This is a genomic window from Pseudoxanthomonas spadix BD-a59 (genome assembly GCF_000233915.3).
In the GTDB taxonomy this organism is placed as follows: domain Bacteria; phylum Pseudomonadota; class Gammaproteobacteria; order Xanthomonadales; family Xanthomonadaceae; genus Pseudoxanthomonas_A; species Pseudoxanthomonas_A spadix.
In genome coordinates this window covers 2,353,004-2,366,379 of sequence record NC_016147.2, presented here as the reverse complement: position 1 = coordinate 2,366,379, position 13,376 = coordinate 2,353,004, and the positions used below count along the sequence as shown (strand labels likewise).

Genomic DNA, 13,376 nt, shown 5'->3' with positions numbered 1-13,376 from the left:
CGTACCGGCTACGGGGTGTGACGGGGTTTTGTTCGGCTACTTACGCGTCCCAGGGCGTTGCGTGAGCACGCTGCCGGCCAAGGTCTTGGTGCTGGCGCGGGTTCGACCGTCGTTGAGCGCCTTCGCTGCGGTTCGGGCCGTGGTCGCCGTGGATGACTTCGTCGTGCGCGCCTGGGCGAGGGCGCTGCCCGCGAGGCTCTTGGCGGTCTTGCTGGCGCCGCCGTCGCGCAGCACCGAAGACGCCGTGCGCGTCACCTTTGGACCTGAGGACTCGTTCTTCTTGGTCATGTCGCGTCTCCGTAGGGGCTAAGGTGGCGCGGCGGGCTGCCCCCTGGGGCTCGCCGCCGTGAGATCGGACTAGCGGGGACTCATTGGGCGCCCCCCACAGGCACCTGCACCTCGACGGGGAGGGTCTGGAGGACCGGGTACTCGGTCTGGACCCGCGTCATTAGATCGACGACCCCCGGGGCCTGCAGCGTCACGATCAGCGCGTAGGGCATGGGCACGGCGTCTTCAATGCGGACCGCTTCGCTCTCGTCCCGCACTTGGTAATTGATGTGGAAGTAGGGCGAATCCAGCTCGTCAGCATTGACCGTGCAGGTGTTGTTCAACACAGTGTCCCAGCGCATCGCGTCCCGGCGCAGTTCTTCTTCGGACTTGTACATGCCGGTGCCGAAGAGGGGCAGGCTTTTGCCCGGCGCCTTGTAGCAGCGCACCCACAGCCCCGCCCGCGTGTAATTGATCGCGTGGGCCGAATCGACCGGCGCGCGGTAACAGAACGTCGCGCCAATGCGCACCCTGGTGCCGGGAGGCAGCCCTTTGGGCACGGGGATCAACGCCTTTTGCGGATGACCCGGACGCGTGATGCCCTGGTACACCACGCGCACGACATCGAGCGGTGTGTACAGGATCCCCTCCGGATCGAGAGGAATGCGCCCCCAACCCACATCCGCTCGCTTGTGACTGCGCCGGTACTCGGCCGCGTTGATCAGCAGGGCCTGCAGCGTGATCGGAGCAAAGCGCGACTGACTGAGAACGTCCACCCCCACCGCCGTGCGCAGGGCCAAGGGGCTGGCGAAGCTGGTGCCGCCCACGGCCACGACGCCACCGGCCAGCGGGCTGTACACCGGCAGGGGCTCCCCCATGGATCCTCCGAAGGCAAGCACGTCAGGTTTCACGAAGCCCGGACTGCGCCCGGGTCCGGTGGCGCTGTACGGGGCGCGATTCCATTTCTTGCGGCGGGTATCAGCGGCGCCGATCGCAAACACGTTCACGGCGTCGCCCGGGGGCTGGATGCGGCCGAGCTCTCCGCCCAGCGCACCGTTGTTACCGATAGCTGCCGTACACAAGGTGCTCCCGTCGGCGAGTTCAGTGTCCAGTCGCGAAGTCCACTCGTGGATGTCGTCATCAAAAAAGGTCGCCACGGGGCCGAGGCTGATGTTGGCAAAGCGGTAGGGGCGACCCGCGGTCCGGGCGCTGCGCAAGGCAGTGACGATGCGATCGAGCACGTCGAGGGCCTGCTCCGGGCTGTCGGTCGTGGGCAGCACGCGATGGTGCTCGACCGCCCACGATGGAGTAGGCAATGTCCCTTGCTTCGGGTCGACCGGACCAAACAGCAGCGCCGAGGTGACGTTGACTCCATGGGTCAGGTCGCCGATGGCGGCCGGTGGCAAAGCGGACGCGGCCAGTTCGACCACGTGACCACCGAACGCTTGCGCGGTACCGCCGTCGAACACCGCCACGCGCGGCCCCTGCGCGGTCGGCATCGGTGCGGGCAAGCTCAACTTCGGATACGAACGGCCCAAGGCTGCCGTCAGATCGGCTTCCTCGCGCAGACGCGGCATCGAGCGCACCAGCCTGATGCGTTCGAAGCGCGCGAGCTCCGGCACCTGCGCCGCGGGTAACCGCACGGCCACGAAGGCCAGCCCGGGCACGAAGCGGAAGCCGCGCGGACTGATTTCACCGCCGAGCTGCAGCACCAGCGTCTGGAACGCGGCGAGAATGTCGGCGTCGTTTTCGCCCGCGTGCAAGGTGACGTGCACGAAGTTCGGCCACGGGGTTTCGGGCTCCAGCCGCAGCTTGGCGTTGCTTGCGTAGGCGTGGATCGACTCGATGTGGGTGAACTCTTCCTGGCGGCCTTTACCGATCGCCGGATCCTGGAGGTAGCGATCCATCGCCTCAAACTCCTCCGGCGTTCCTGCCACCAGAATTTCGGCGGTGTCCTGCGCCCCCGGCTTGCCGCCTTGGCTGATCCGTGGCGTGACGCGCGTCGTTCGCGAACCCAGGATGGTCAAGCCCGCGTCGCGGAGGATGTGGGCGGGGAAGTGGGTTTTCGCAAGGAAGGTGGGATGCAGGGTCAGTTGCGCCGTGATCTCACCACGGGGGGAATATCTGCGGGACACCGCTCGGGCCGCGCCGGCGACGGCGGCCAACTGGAGATGCAAAGTCTCGCGTGCATCTGCGATTGTGTACGGGTGCCACTTAGGTCCGCCCCCCTGGGGCCACGACAAGGAACCGATGAGTTCTTGCCCGTTGGCGATCAGCATATTCCGAGGGGTTGCGGCCATGCGAAGGCTCCTACTTGTGCAGCCAGCGTGAGACGGTGGCGGCGCTCACGCCAACGTGCTTGGCGATGGCGCGTGTAGACAAGCCATCGGCATGTAGGCGTTTGACCAGCAGCCATCGCTCTCTTTCGGCTGGATCGGTCGCACCAGGCAGCGCCAAACGCATCAATACGTCGTCGAGCTCGCCGCCGTTGAGGGCGATTTCGCGCCGCGCCCGGGTCACCAGCCGACTCGCGTCCGAGAGCGGCTTTCCGGTTAACGCTGGCGCCATCTGCCGGGCGACGGCGTGGCCGGCCCCCAAGTTGCAGAGCAAAGCCTCAACCTGACGGGTCGTGCTGTCGGGGAAGCGCAGCCAGATATCGAAACGGCGAAAGACGGCGCGATCGAGCAGTTCCTCGTGATTGGTGGCCGCGACCAGCAACGATGTCCCTGGCCATTCGTCGATGGCTTGCAGCAGCACGTTGACAACGCGCTTGAGCTCGCCGACGTCTTGGCCGTCGTCCCGTCGCTTGGCCAAGGCGTCGAATTCATCCAGCAACAAGACGCACGGCTGAGCCTTGGCATGAACCAGCACGCGGGTGAGGTTCGTGCCCGTCTTGCCCAGCAGGCTGTTAACGGCAGCCGCGAGGTTGAGCGTGATCAAGGGGAACTGCAGCTGTTCGGCCAGATAGCTCGCGGCCAGGGTTTTGCCGACGCCCGGTGGTCCGGAGAGCAAGACGGTGCGAGAGGGCGACAGACCCGCGTCACGCAGGCGATCGGCATGCCGCCATTCATGCACGAGCCCGTCTAGAGCTTCTTCGACGATTGGCGGCCACACCGGCGCGTGCTCGAGCCAGGCGGGAAACTGAACCGTGGTCAGGGCGAGATTGCTGTCAGCGTCGACAGGGCTGACCAATGCCTGGTGAGTAGCGGCATCGCGTGCGAGCGTGAGGCGGGAGCTGTTGGCCTCGGTCAGCGCTTTAGCCAGCAGAGGTGCCAACGCAGACTTCTCTCGCCGCAAGCGGGCGATCAACCGGCTCAAGCGCAGCTGGAACGCCGCGGCGTTGCCGGCGCACCCCTCCCGGACAAGGGCCAGCCACTCGGCGTCGGAAGATGGTGTCGCCATGGGAGCTCCGTGTTTCATCTGTTGCACAGTGTTGCACTCCGGCATGCAACAGCGCAAGAGCGCCGCCGCTGGGGAGGTCCTACGGGCAATGACGTCGAAACCAAGCGCCAGCAACTGCTGCTGGCTCAGTACATGCTCACGTACGATGGAACAGTAGCCAGCGACCACGCTCCCCCGTTGAGAGGAGGGAGCAGAGCCAGCGCCGCTCCGGGTGCTTCCGTGACGAAATACTCGATATCATCTGATATCCGCAACCAAGCAGCCGCTCGATGCCGATCAAGGTGGTCCTCGATACCAACGTTTACAGCAGCGACAAGTTCCGCTTGGGACAGGGGTTCAAGACACTCGGCAGCTTGTGCAAGAACAAACATGTCGAGGTGATGCTGCCGTACATCGTTAAACGCGAATTCGAGACGCAGCTTGAAGCCAATGCCACCGAGATCGTGACCGGCTTCGAAAAGTTTGGCAAAAGGCTGGCCGGCGGCCCGATTCCTGACGATCTTCGTGGGGAGCTCGATGGGCTTTTAGCGAAGCTCAAGGCGCAAAAACAGGAAGTCCTCGGATCCCACAATGCGCACTTTTCCGCTTGGCTGAAAGAATACGCGGTGACCGAGTTAACCCTCGACGGAGAACACGCCGTTGCTGCGATGGAGAACTACTTCTCTGCCGGCCCTCCTTTTCAGTCGGCGAAGAGGCGCGAAGACATCCCCGACGCAATGATCTACCAGGCGGTAGTCAGTTCCGCGGAAGGTGGGCCGATTGTATTCGTGTGTAACGACCAGAAGCTGGCGAGCGCGATGGTCGGCATCGGAAACATCACCCACTACAACGACCTAAATGAGTTTATTGCTTCGGACGATGTCCAAGCCATCATCTCCGAGCAAGAGGCCGCGGAACGCGCAACCAATCTTCTGCAGCGTCTGGAGAAGCTTGCCTCAACCTCGCCTAATCCGCTCGCCGAATTTGTTTCCGAGCGCGGTGGCGAAGGGTTAGCGAGCACTAGCTTCAGTTCGCCAAGTATCCCGGGCGACGATCGGGAAGCCTACATTTACATGTTCGGAAGTCTGGACGACATCGAGTTCGACTGGAGCCGTGCCGCCTATCACGGCAACTTGGTCTACGTCGTGCCTTTCTCTGGGGAGGGCGAATTCAACATCACCTACTACGTGCCGAAATGGGACGTGGAGGACATCGAAAGGCGCGGTGGCAGTTACAGCGACCACAACGATTACGTGGTGGAAGCTCATGAGGCCGCTGTGCTATTTGTTCGCGGTACGCTTCGCATCAAGATTTCCGACGGATTCGAGCCCGGCGACGAACTCGTCAATGCAATTGACGAAATTGCGATCGATTCACTGGAAGATCCGATTCTGGCCGAAGACCGGGACTAGTCATTCCGGGCACTACGCTTGCTCATTCCTCGCGATCCTGCGACGAGCTCGCTTGTGGCAAGTTTGCTTCGGTTGCCGTCATTAACCCGGCCGCACACCGCAATTCAGCGCACCCAAGCGTCGCCAGGTTAGGCGAGTGCTCCCCAGCTACATCCTAAGCGGTGCTTGTCCGCTATTGGCGGCGGTTCATACGATCGATGCAACACACAGCTAGCCGCCTTTGCAGCAGGAGTGTTGCGTATGAAGCGAAGGACCCGGATCCGGTACACCGACAACCAGAAGGCCGTGATGTGGGACCGGTGGCGGAAGGGCGAGTGGTTGCACCAAATCGCACGGTTGTTTGATTGGCATCATTCGTCGGTACATTGCCGAGGTCAAGAAAAGGGCCGGCAAGCCGGCCCCTAATTCACCCTTCGCATTGCGTTCAGTTCTTCAGCAACTCTCGGTCGATGGCTGAAGTGTCGAGGCCGCTGCTCCGCGGCGCGCCGCGGCCGCTGTGGCCCTTGGGCATAATTCCTTTACGCAAGTTGCGGATCCCCTTCCTACTCGCAGTGCCGGCGTCCTGGTCGCTATCGTGCGACTTCGGCGGGCTGGGTTTGAGCTGCGTGGTTTCCTTGCACATGTACTCAATCGCCAACCGCAAGCCGCGCAGCTTGTCCGCATCGGTCGGGTGGATAAGGCCCAGACCGTTGAAACGGTACTGATCCATCCGGGTGTAGCAGTTGAAATAGCTCGCCTTGTCCTTCTTGCCCGTCTCGCCCACATCAACCCCGTCCTCGTAGTCTCCATGGCCGCACCGGTGTACCCAGTCCTCTCCGACCATGCGTGTCAGATTGGCGGCATCGCGATGCTTATGCCCGTCCAGAACAATGAGGGCATGAAAATGGATACCACGATCGATTCCGTCCTCGCGCTTGCTGATGTAGCCGAGGACGTCTGGCACGATTCGATTCTCGCGCAGGGCGCGCAGCAACTTCGCGTAGTGCCGATCCGCTTCACGGGTGTAGCCCCAGCCCTTGAACGGCGGCCGGAAGTACAAGTCGATCCGCAAGATCAGTAGTTGCGCACGACGCTGGAACTGTGCTGCCAAGTATTCACAGCAGCTGATGATGTTTTTTTCCTCGTTGCGCTTGTAGTTGTCGACTTCATTCTTGTATTCCTGGGTCCGACAAGCGGTGCGTATTGAAGCCACTGTGCTCTCAATAATCTCGCGCGTCCGTGGATCACTCGGCATCGGATCGCCATTACGGTTGGTGTGAGCCCAGAGCTCACGCGACCACTGGTCGATGACCTTGAGGATAACGGTCAAGGGCGGATTGAAACGGTGGTGCTTGTAGTACTCCGCGCTGTCTTCGTTGTAGCTCTTGCATACGTTGAAGACCGCCTTGCCGATCCTGGTCAGTTGATAGCGGGCCTGTCCCTTGCGATCGTGCGTCACTTCAACGGTCTGATCATCGCCGCGGACGATTCTGTCGACCAATTTCTCCGCTCGGAGCAGCCAGTAGATGAAGTCGTATTCGGCGCCGACATAAGTGTGGCCGTAGCGTGGACTGGACTTGCGTACGAAGAGATGGTGTTCCTGCTCTGCCGGGGGCATCGCTGCGGCCTTGTACTCGGGGGTAGTTGAAACGTCTGCCACCTGCTCCTTGATCTGGTCCCAGTCGACATCAGGTGTGTGGGTGTAGAAGGGGGACTGATTAATCTCATTCATGTTGATACTTCTCTGTTTTTGGCTAGCTGTATTGCTAATAAGATAGAAACCGGAATTCACGTGAAATGGATGGTCGAGAATCTCCAGATCCGGAAATTGAAAACGCCAAGCACCTTGGGTTTTTGTGTGTTGAGTCGCCACGTCGACTTAGTGAGGTCGTCACATGTGGCGGGCACCCTCCATACGGCTTTCCAGCCACTCGTCGATGACGTACTCAATCCAGCCTTTGGCGGAACTGCGCGACCCGCCAGCGCCCAGCGGGACGGGGCGCGGAAACGTTTCGTCGTGCCAGCGGCACGACGGGTTCAGGCGGTTATCGATGGTGCTCTCGGAGCACGAGAGCTTCTTCGCCAGATCCTTCTTGCGCAGGACACGCTTGGAGCGCGTCGATGGGGGCGCGGTGTCCTGTGTGACGAAGCTGGGCGAGTGGGTCGTATGGGTCAAACTGTTGTAGTGAGGGTTCATAACGCGATCTCGGTGCAGCGACAGGCCCTATGCCTGTCACGCGGCCACGATGCGCCTCCGCCGAAGTCGTGCATAAGGAGCGGAAAATTGAGGTCGCGGAAAAAAGAGGTGGGGAAATTGGTCCCCGTTGAGGGCGGACATCCGGCGCATGTTGCCGAGCGCCGCGGGTGACTTCGCTGGGCGGACAGGGAAAGGAATCAACTTGACGCCCCAACCGGACACAAAAGGCTGCGGTCCCGCGCTGACGCACGCTGGATCGTCTCGATCAAGCCAGTACCCCGTCTGCGGAATCTGCGCCTTTGCAGGGCTTAGTCGGCTTGGCGGTTCAGGCTCCCGTCCTGGGGCCGCCAATGCAGTCGCTTGCCTGCATGACCGCTCTTTTCCGTGGGGTCTTGCATTGAGGCCACTTCACTAAACGATGGCCAGTGTCGGGATCCCGCGGCGGATTGCCGGTGGGTTCCGCGGTTGGAGCGACGGCGACAGAGACCGAGCAGGGGCGCTATTTCATGCGGCGTCTGGGAGGTGCCTCTGCGACAGCCTGGGCGACCGGACGCGCCTTACAACCGAACGCCGTCGGGCGCGGTGTGGATTTCAACAGAATGCTTCGGCGAGCTCGCGTCGCTTAGGGCACTTGGCTCGGCATCGTGCGATCTGAGCCGCTCTTGCGCATCGTTGCCGCGTCCCGATCCAAAAGTTTTTCAGACCCTTAATACCTCCTAGAAGCGGGATGTCCTCGCTTCACGTCTGAGCGCTACGTCCCAAGCGTTCGCGGCAAGGTCAGAGCCATGCGCGATGACACCAAGGAGACGATTGTTCAGCTACTCACGCTGGCTGCTGTTGTTTTGGCTAGCCTGCTGACCAAGCGAGACACGCGTCTGCCGTAAGCCACTTCGCTGGCGTCGCAGAAGGTCCGCCCTCACAGGCGGGCCTTCTGTGTTTGTGCCGACAATCGAGGAAATTCAGGATGCATCTGGTTCAAACGATGGCCTACACGGGCGAGCGGCCCTGGCATGGTCTTGGCAACAAGTTGGCTGGTCTGCAACCGATCGAAGTGTGGAGGGAGCAGGCGGGCATGGACTGGGCAATTGAGGAATCGGAGGTCCGGTACGTCACGGGAAACAACAACGTGGGCGTGATCAACGCTTTTCCCGAACAGAAGGTTCTGTATCGCTCCGATACGAAGGCGCCACTGGCGGTTGTCAGTAAGCGCTTCAAGGTGGTCCAGCCGAGCGAGGTTCTCGAGTTCTACCGCGATCTAACGGCTCACAGTGGCTTTGAGCTCGACACGGCAGGGGTACTCCGGGAAGGCCGCAAGTTCTGGGCGCTGGCGAAGACCGGGCAGAGCACCTTACTCAAGGGGCGCGACCGCGTGGATGGCTACCTGCTGCTCGCCACGGCGTGTGACGGAACGCTCGCCACCACAGCTCAGTTCACATCGGTGCGAGTGGTCTGCAACAACACGTTACGGATCGCGTTGGGTGGCGCCAGCGGTGCGATCAAGGTGCCGCACCGCAGCCATTTCGACGCGGACACGGTGAAACGGCAGCTCGGCATCACCGTCTCGGCCTGGGATGGCTTTGTGGCCCGGATGAAGGCGCTCGTCGAATGCCCAGTGGATCCCGACACCGTTGAGGGGCTGCTGCGCCGAGTGCTGACCTACCCGGTTGCAGAGGGCAAAGCGAATGTGGTCAACGAGCAGGCATTGGCGAACGCCCGTGCTTTGTATGAAGGCGGGGGGCGAGGGGCGATGCTCGCCTCCAGCCGAGGCACCGCCTGGGGTTTGCTTAACAGCGTCACCGAGTACGTGGACCATCACCGACGTGCCCGCAGCGATGACTACCGGCGGGATGCCGCTTGGTTCGGTCCGGGGGCGCAGATCAAGCAGAAGGCCTGGGATGAGATGGTCAAGCTCGTGGCTTGAATCCATTTGTTCAGCACACAACGCCCGGCCAATGGCCGGGCTTTTCCTTGGGAGAATGCAAATGACGAGGCACGCTGCATTGCGGCTGGTCGACACGCGGGCGCTCGATCGGGACCAATGGTTGGAAGTGCGCAAGGGCGGCATCGGTAGTTCGGATGCTGCAGCTGCGGTTGGTTTGAATCCGTACAAGAGCCGGTTGGAGCTGTGGCTGGAGAAGACCGGACGGTCGGCCGCTAACGACAACGGTGGCGGAATGGACGATCCGCGCTTCTGGGGAACACTGCTGGAGCCGTACGTGGCGGTCGCCTACCAGCAGAAGACCGACCGGAAGGTTAGGAAGGTCAACGCCGTCCTCAAACATCCGACCTTCCCCTTCATGCTGGCGAACATCGACCGAGAAGTGGTCGGCAGCCCAGAGGTCCAGATCCTGGAGTGCAAGACCGGCGGTGAGTTCGGATCGCGCTTGTGGAAGGACGGCGTTCCCGAGTACATCACCCTGCAGGTGCAACATCAGCTGGCCGTGACGGGTAAAGCCGCGGCGGACGTTGCGGTGCTGCTATGCGGTCAGCAACTGCATATCCATCGCATCGAACGCGACGAAGAGGTGATCTCCCGTCTGGTGGTGCTGGAGGCCCGCTTTTGGGAGTTGGTAGAAGCCGACACGCCGCCCCCTGCCGACGGAAGCGAGTCAGCCGCCAGAGCGCTGCGCGAGCTCTACCAGGGTAATGACACCAGCCTGGACTTCACGACGGACGAGATGCTGGGCCAGGCATTCGACACGCTTTGTGCACTCAGGGAGGACCTCGAGGCCAAGCAGGCGCAAGCGGAGCAGCTCAAGCAGTCCATCCAGCAGGCGATGGGTGACGCATCCAAGGCGACATTTGCCAACGGCGTCGTGACCTTCAAGCGGGCCAAGGACGGAACGGTGTTGGACGCCAAGAAGCTCGCCGCTGATCAGCCGGGCATCGCTGCCCGATACACCGTGCCCCGACCCGGCTCACGCCGGTTCGTCGTGGCGCGGACTTGCCGACAAGCCGAAGGAGGTAAGACATGTTAAAGAGACTTGCAATCACCCCGCCGGTGGTCGGGCGGATATCCATCGGGCGCGTGGTGGAACGCAACGGCAAGCGCCTGCCGGAAAAGGACGACCAGTTCACCCTGACCAGCCAGGTGCAGAACCGGGACGGCTGGGTGCTGCATCCACTGGATGACCAGCTCAGGAAGGCGGGGGAGGGACAGAAGCTGCGGTCCATCCCCGTGAGGATGCTCTTTAACGATCCTGCTCTGAACCTGCGGGCCGACTACTCTCTCTTCGACCGCACTACGGGCCGACCGCGGTGTGTGGGCAACGGGGAGACCTGTCGGCGGATGGAAAAGGAAGGTGTCGCCCAGCATCCGTGTGCGGGACCTGACACCTGTGCGTTCGCGATGGGCGATTGCAAGGCGTACGCCCGGCTGAACGTTGTCGTTGGGGATGGTGAGGAGGATGCGCTTGGGAGCTTCGTGTTGCGCACCACCTCGTTCAACACCATCCGCACCCTTGCGGCACGGCTGCAGTACTTCAGCGCGGTCTCGGGTAGACGCTTGGCGTGCATGTCCCTGGAGCTAAAGCTCCGAGGCAAATCCACAACCATGAGCCATCGCTCAGCAATCTTCTATGTTGACCTGGTCGTTCGGCCCGGCGTCACTCTCGAGCAGGCAATCGCTGAGTCGATTCAGAAGGATGAGGCGCGTAAGGCCGTTGGGATGGATCAGGACGCGCTGGATGAAGCAGCCCGCCGTGGATTTGCGAACGGGGCTTTTGAGGATCTGGCGGAAGACGTTCCGGCGGTTGTTGAAGAGTTCTTCCCGGAGCTGGACGGCTCGGACACCGAGGGGAAGCAGCAAGGGGTCGGGCCTGTCCTGAGGGGTCGCCTGCAGGAGCGGCTGGCGAAAGCGGGTTAGCGGACCAAAGAGGAGGGGGCCCCGCGCCTCCTCCTCCCGTGCGGGGCGCTTTCTTTTTTTGCCCGGGATAGGGATAGCCCACGGGGTGACCCGCGCTGGCCGATTTTGAGCTATGTAAAAAAAGTAGACGCTACCTATTGACAGTAGGTGGCGCGTACGCCATTGTGGCCGCAAGATCCGAAGGAGGCCGGCCATGCACACGACTCACCATTTCGCTCAACGAATGTCCCAGCGTGGCGTAAGCCGCGAGATGGTGGAGCTTGTGAGGGATTACGGAGTGCCCGAAGGCGACAAGCTCGTCTTTGGCCGGCGCGATGCAGCCAAGGTCATCGACCAGCTCATGCAGAAGCTTCGGGTCCTAAAGAGGATCCAAGACAAGGGCGGGCTGGTCGTAGTCGAGACCGGTGAATCCCTCATCACGACCTACAACCTGCCCCATCCGAGGTACTGAGCCCATGAGCGCAAAGGTTCTATGGCAGCTGGTAGACCACTTCACGGCCACGCCTCTGCGCGGTCCCGACGCGATCCTGCTCTCGATTCAGATGCTCGCGTGGGCGCGGCTTTCTGCGCGCGAATTGGTCGAGCCGGCACTTCGACTGGAGCGCGTGCAGCAGCGTGGCACGGAAAGCCTGGTCCAAGGTTTGGCGGAGCTTGAAAGGCCCGCGTCTCCATTTGCCTTGGCATTCCAGGGCGCTGTGACTGCAGCTGCGAACGCCACTGCACGCCTGCAGCAGGTGGCGGAAGACGCCGTCCGGTTTGAAGCCGATGGTCTGTTGGCCGATTTCTCGCCCGCAGATGTCGCCTTTGATGTTGTCAGCATCCAGCACTACTGGCCGACCATCGAACCGTCGCTTGCGGATCTCATGGTCCGACTCGCGGGTCCTCTGGAGGGCGTTACTGCATACACGGCCTGGGACGTGACCGCACAGCTTGCAGATCGCCTGAGTCGCCGCGGATGCAACGTCATGGTTGAAAACCCTGTGGCAAGCCCCTTCCCTGCGCTGGTCGAGATCTTTTCCGGCCAAAGGATCGAAACCTCGTTCAGTGACCCTGTGCGTTCGCCAGGATTCGTGAGCAGAGGAAAGCTGCGCCAGTCGGATGTCGCCATCGCCCTCCCACCGTTGGGCATCAAGCCTGAGCCGGGGATTGTTGAACGGGATCTTTTGGATCGCTTCGATATTCCGAAAGCGACCTGGGCGGTATTGGCCGTTCAGCACCTGCTGGCTCAGTCCCGAAAGCGAGTGGTCGTCGCTGTCCCGCATAGCCTTCTGCAGGGCCTCGGCTCGGAGCGGGCTCTACGGCAGCAGATCGTCGATTCCGGTCGTCTGCAGGCAGTGGTTTCGCTTCCGCCGGGGTTAGTCTTCGGAACCGCCATCCAGATCGCCGTGCTGGTCCTGGCACCAGCTGGCGCTGCGGACCGCGTTCGTTTCGTTGACGCCAGCGGGGAGGATTTTCGCGAATCCGCGAGTCGAACCCGGACAACGTTGCTGAACATTGACCGGATCGTCGATGAAGCGATGACCGGCGAGCGCAGTCCCGTGGCGCGTACCATTTCGCGCGCCGAGATCGAGGCCAACGACTATCAACTTCTCGTGGGTCGATACGTGCTGGCAGCGAATCAGGAAAAGCTTCGCTCCAAGCTCGCCGGCGCGCGGCTCGCACCGCTGGGCGATTTGGTCGAAACCGTAAGACCCTTGTCTGCCTCCGCGAATATCGCCGACGGCCTGTTTTCCGTCCGCGAAGTCGGCACCGCAGACATACCGCCTGTCGGCTATGTCAGCGCTGGGCGCGAGCTCTACGCCGAGCCCGCGGCCATGAACAAGGGATTTGATCAGTTCCTACGGCCCGGAGACATCGTGCTGACCATCCGCGGCAGCACCGGCAAGGTCGGCATTGTCCCGGACCACGTCCCGAATCCCGGCACTGGAGGCTGGGTTGCCGGCTCCTCTGCCACGGTATTGCGTGCAAAATCCGCGACCCCTGTCGACCCGAAAGCCCTCTTCTTGCTGTTGCGCTCGAGTCTGGGTCAGGACCTGCTCAAGACGATCACGAGCGGGTCGACGATTCCCATGATTACCCTTCGGGATCTTTCAAGGCTCGAAGTTCCCCTGCCGTCGGTAGCAAGCGGCCGTCGCGCCGCCGAGGTGCTCGATGCAGAAGACGCGCTGCAGCGCCAGATCGAGAATCTCACGCGTCAACAGTCCGCTGTTTCTGGAGACGACTGGGCAGCCGGAATGCTCCAGTAATCCCACCGCATCCAGTCACGCCTTTGCAC

At 62.1% G+C, this 13,376-nt stretch carries 11 protein-coding genes and 1 pseudogene; 7 read left to right on the top strand and 5 right to left on the bottom strand.

The features are described 5' to 3' along the window. Positions 1–36: 36 nt before the first annotated feature. The 3 genes from DSC_RS16160 to DSC_RS10645 all read right to left on the bottom strand — a co-directional run bounded on the left by DSC_RS16160 (position 37) and on the right by DSC_RS10645 (position 3,669). Positions 37–288, bottom strand: a complete 252-nt coding sequence (locus tag DSC_RS16160) for a hypothetical protein (RefSeq protein ID WP_083833545.1) — start codon at positions 286–288, stop codon at positions 37–39. A gap of 80 nt (positions 289–368) precedes the next feature. Then, the gene (locus tag DSC_RS10650) at positions 369–2,432 is read right to left on the bottom strand and encodes a S8 family peptidase (protein ID WP_238527639.1); all 2,064 of its coding nucleotides are present in this window, start codon (positions 2,430–2,432) and stop codon (positions 369–371) included. A gap of 145 nt (positions 2,433–2,577) precedes the next feature. Next, positions 2,578–3,669 (bottom strand): AAA family ATPase, encoded by a 1,092-nt coding sequence (locus tag DSC_RS10645; RefSeq protein WP_014161177.1) that lies wholly within the window; start codon positions 3,667–3,669, stop codon positions 2,578–2,580. 269 nt (positions 3,670–3,938) lie between these two features. On the opposite strand from DSC_RS10645, the gene DSC_RS10640 reads away from it, so the two are divergent. Both DSC_RS10640 and DSC_RS16155 read left to right on the top strand, forming a co-directional pair. Further along, a complete protein-coding gene (locus DSC_RS10640; RefSeq protein WP_014161176.1) occupies positions 3,939–5,060 on the top strand; it encodes a PIN domain-containing protein in 1,122 nt (373 codons plus the stop codon). A 240-nt stretch (positions 5,061–5,300) separates the two neighbouring features. Beyond that, positions 5,301–5,423: pseudogene (locus tag DSC_RS16155) on the top strand (IS30 family transposase); the annotation flags it as partial. A gap of 61 nt (positions 5,424–5,484) precedes the next feature. On the opposite strand, the gene DSC_RS10635 reads toward DSC_RS16155, so the two are convergent. Together DSC_RS10635 and DSC_RS16150 are read right to left on the bottom strand one after the other, a co-directional pair. Beyond that, the gene (locus DSC_RS10635) at positions 5,485–6,771 is read right to left on the bottom strand and encodes a YagK/YfjJ domain-containing protein (protein ID WP_014161175.1); all 1,287 of its coding nucleotides are present in this window, start codon (positions 6,769–6,771) and stop codon (positions 5,485–5,487) included. Between the two features lie 159 nt (positions 6,772–6,930). Next, the gene (locus DSC_RS16150) at positions 6,931–7,236 is read right to left on the bottom strand and encodes a helix-turn-helix transcriptional regulator (protein WP_014161174.1); all 306 of its coding nucleotides are present in this window, start codon (positions 7,234–7,236) and stop codon (positions 6,931–6,933) included. A gap of 964 nt (positions 7,237–8,200) precedes the next feature. Between DSC_RS16150 and DSC_RS10625 the strand changes: the two genes are divergently transcribed. The 5 genes from DSC_RS10625 (at position 8,201) to DSC_RS10605 (ending at position 13,347) form a co-directional block, all read left to right on the top strand. Continuing rightward, positions 8,201–9,157, top strand: coding sequence for a DUF932 domain-containing protein (locus DSC_RS10625; protein ID WP_014161172.1), 957 nt, complete (start codon positions 8,201–8,203; stop codon positions 9,155–9,157). Between the two features lie 61 nt (positions 9,158–9,218). Next, positions 9,219–10,214 (top strand): YqaJ viral recombinase family nuclease, encoded by a 996-nt coding sequence (locus tag DSC_RS10620; protein WP_043291255.1) that lies wholly within the window; start codon positions 9,219–9,221, stop codon positions 10,212–10,214. Next, the gene (locus DSC_RS10615) at positions 10,208–11,101 is read left to right on the top strand and encodes a recombination directionality factor (protein WP_014161170.1); all 894 of its coding nucleotides are present in this window, start codon (positions 10,208–10,210) and stop codon (positions 11,099–11,101) included. The genes DSC_RS10620 and DSC_RS10615 overlap by 7 nt, the downstream gene beginning before the upstream one ends. Before the next feature lie 193 nt (positions 11,102–11,294). Beyond that, entirely contained in the window at positions 11,295–11,552 is a 258-nt protein-coding gene (locus tag DSC_RS10610; RefSeq protein WP_014161169.1) for a DUF4258 domain-containing protein, read from the top strand. Positions 11,553–11,556: 4 nt separating this feature from the next. Next, a complete protein-coding gene (locus tag DSC_RS10605; protein WP_014161168.1) occupies positions 11,557–13,347 on the top strand; it encodes an N-6 DNA methylase in 1,791 nt (596 codons plus the stop codon). Positions 13,348–13,376 lie beyond the last annotated feature (29 nt).

Coding starts and splice junctions, on each gene's coding strand:
- DSC_RS10615 (WP_014161170.1), top strand. CDS start 10,208: ATGTTAAAGAGACTTGCAATCACCCCGCCGGTGGTCGGGCGGATATCC.
- DSC_RS16150 (WP_014161174.1), bottom strand. CDS start 7,236: ATGAACCCTCACTACAACAGTTTGACCCATACGACCCACTCGCCCAGC.
- DSC_RS10645 (WP_014161177.1), bottom strand. CDS start 3,669: ATGGCGACACCATCTTCCGACGCCGAGTGGCTGGCCCTTGTCCGGGAG.
- DSC_RS10640 (WP_014161176.1), top strand. CDS start 3,939: ATGCCGATCAAGGTGGTCCTCGATACCAACGTTTACAGCAGCGACAAG.
- DSC_RS10610 (WP_014161169.1), top strand. CDS start 11,295: ATGCACACGACTCACCATTTCGCTCAACGAATGTCCCAGCGTGGCGTA.
- DSC_RS10605 (WP_014161168.1), top strand. CDS start 11,557: ATGAGCGCAAAGGTTCTATGGCAGCTGGTAGACCACTTCACGGCCACG.
- DSC_RS10620 (WP_043291255.1), top strand. CDS start 9,219: ATGACGAGGCACGCTGCATTGCGGCTGGTCGACACGCGGGCGCTCGAT.
- DSC_RS10625 (WP_014161172.1), top strand. CDS start 8,201: ATGCATCTGGTTCAAACGATGGCCTACACGGGCGAGCGGCCCTGGCAT.
- DSC_RS10635 (WP_014161175.1), bottom strand. CDS start 6,771: ATGAATGAGATTAATCAGTCCCCCTTCTACACCCACACACCTGATGTC.
- DSC_RS16160 (WP_083833545.1), bottom strand. CDS start 288: ATGACCAAGAAGAACGAGTCCTCAGGTCCAAAGGTGACGCGCACGGCG.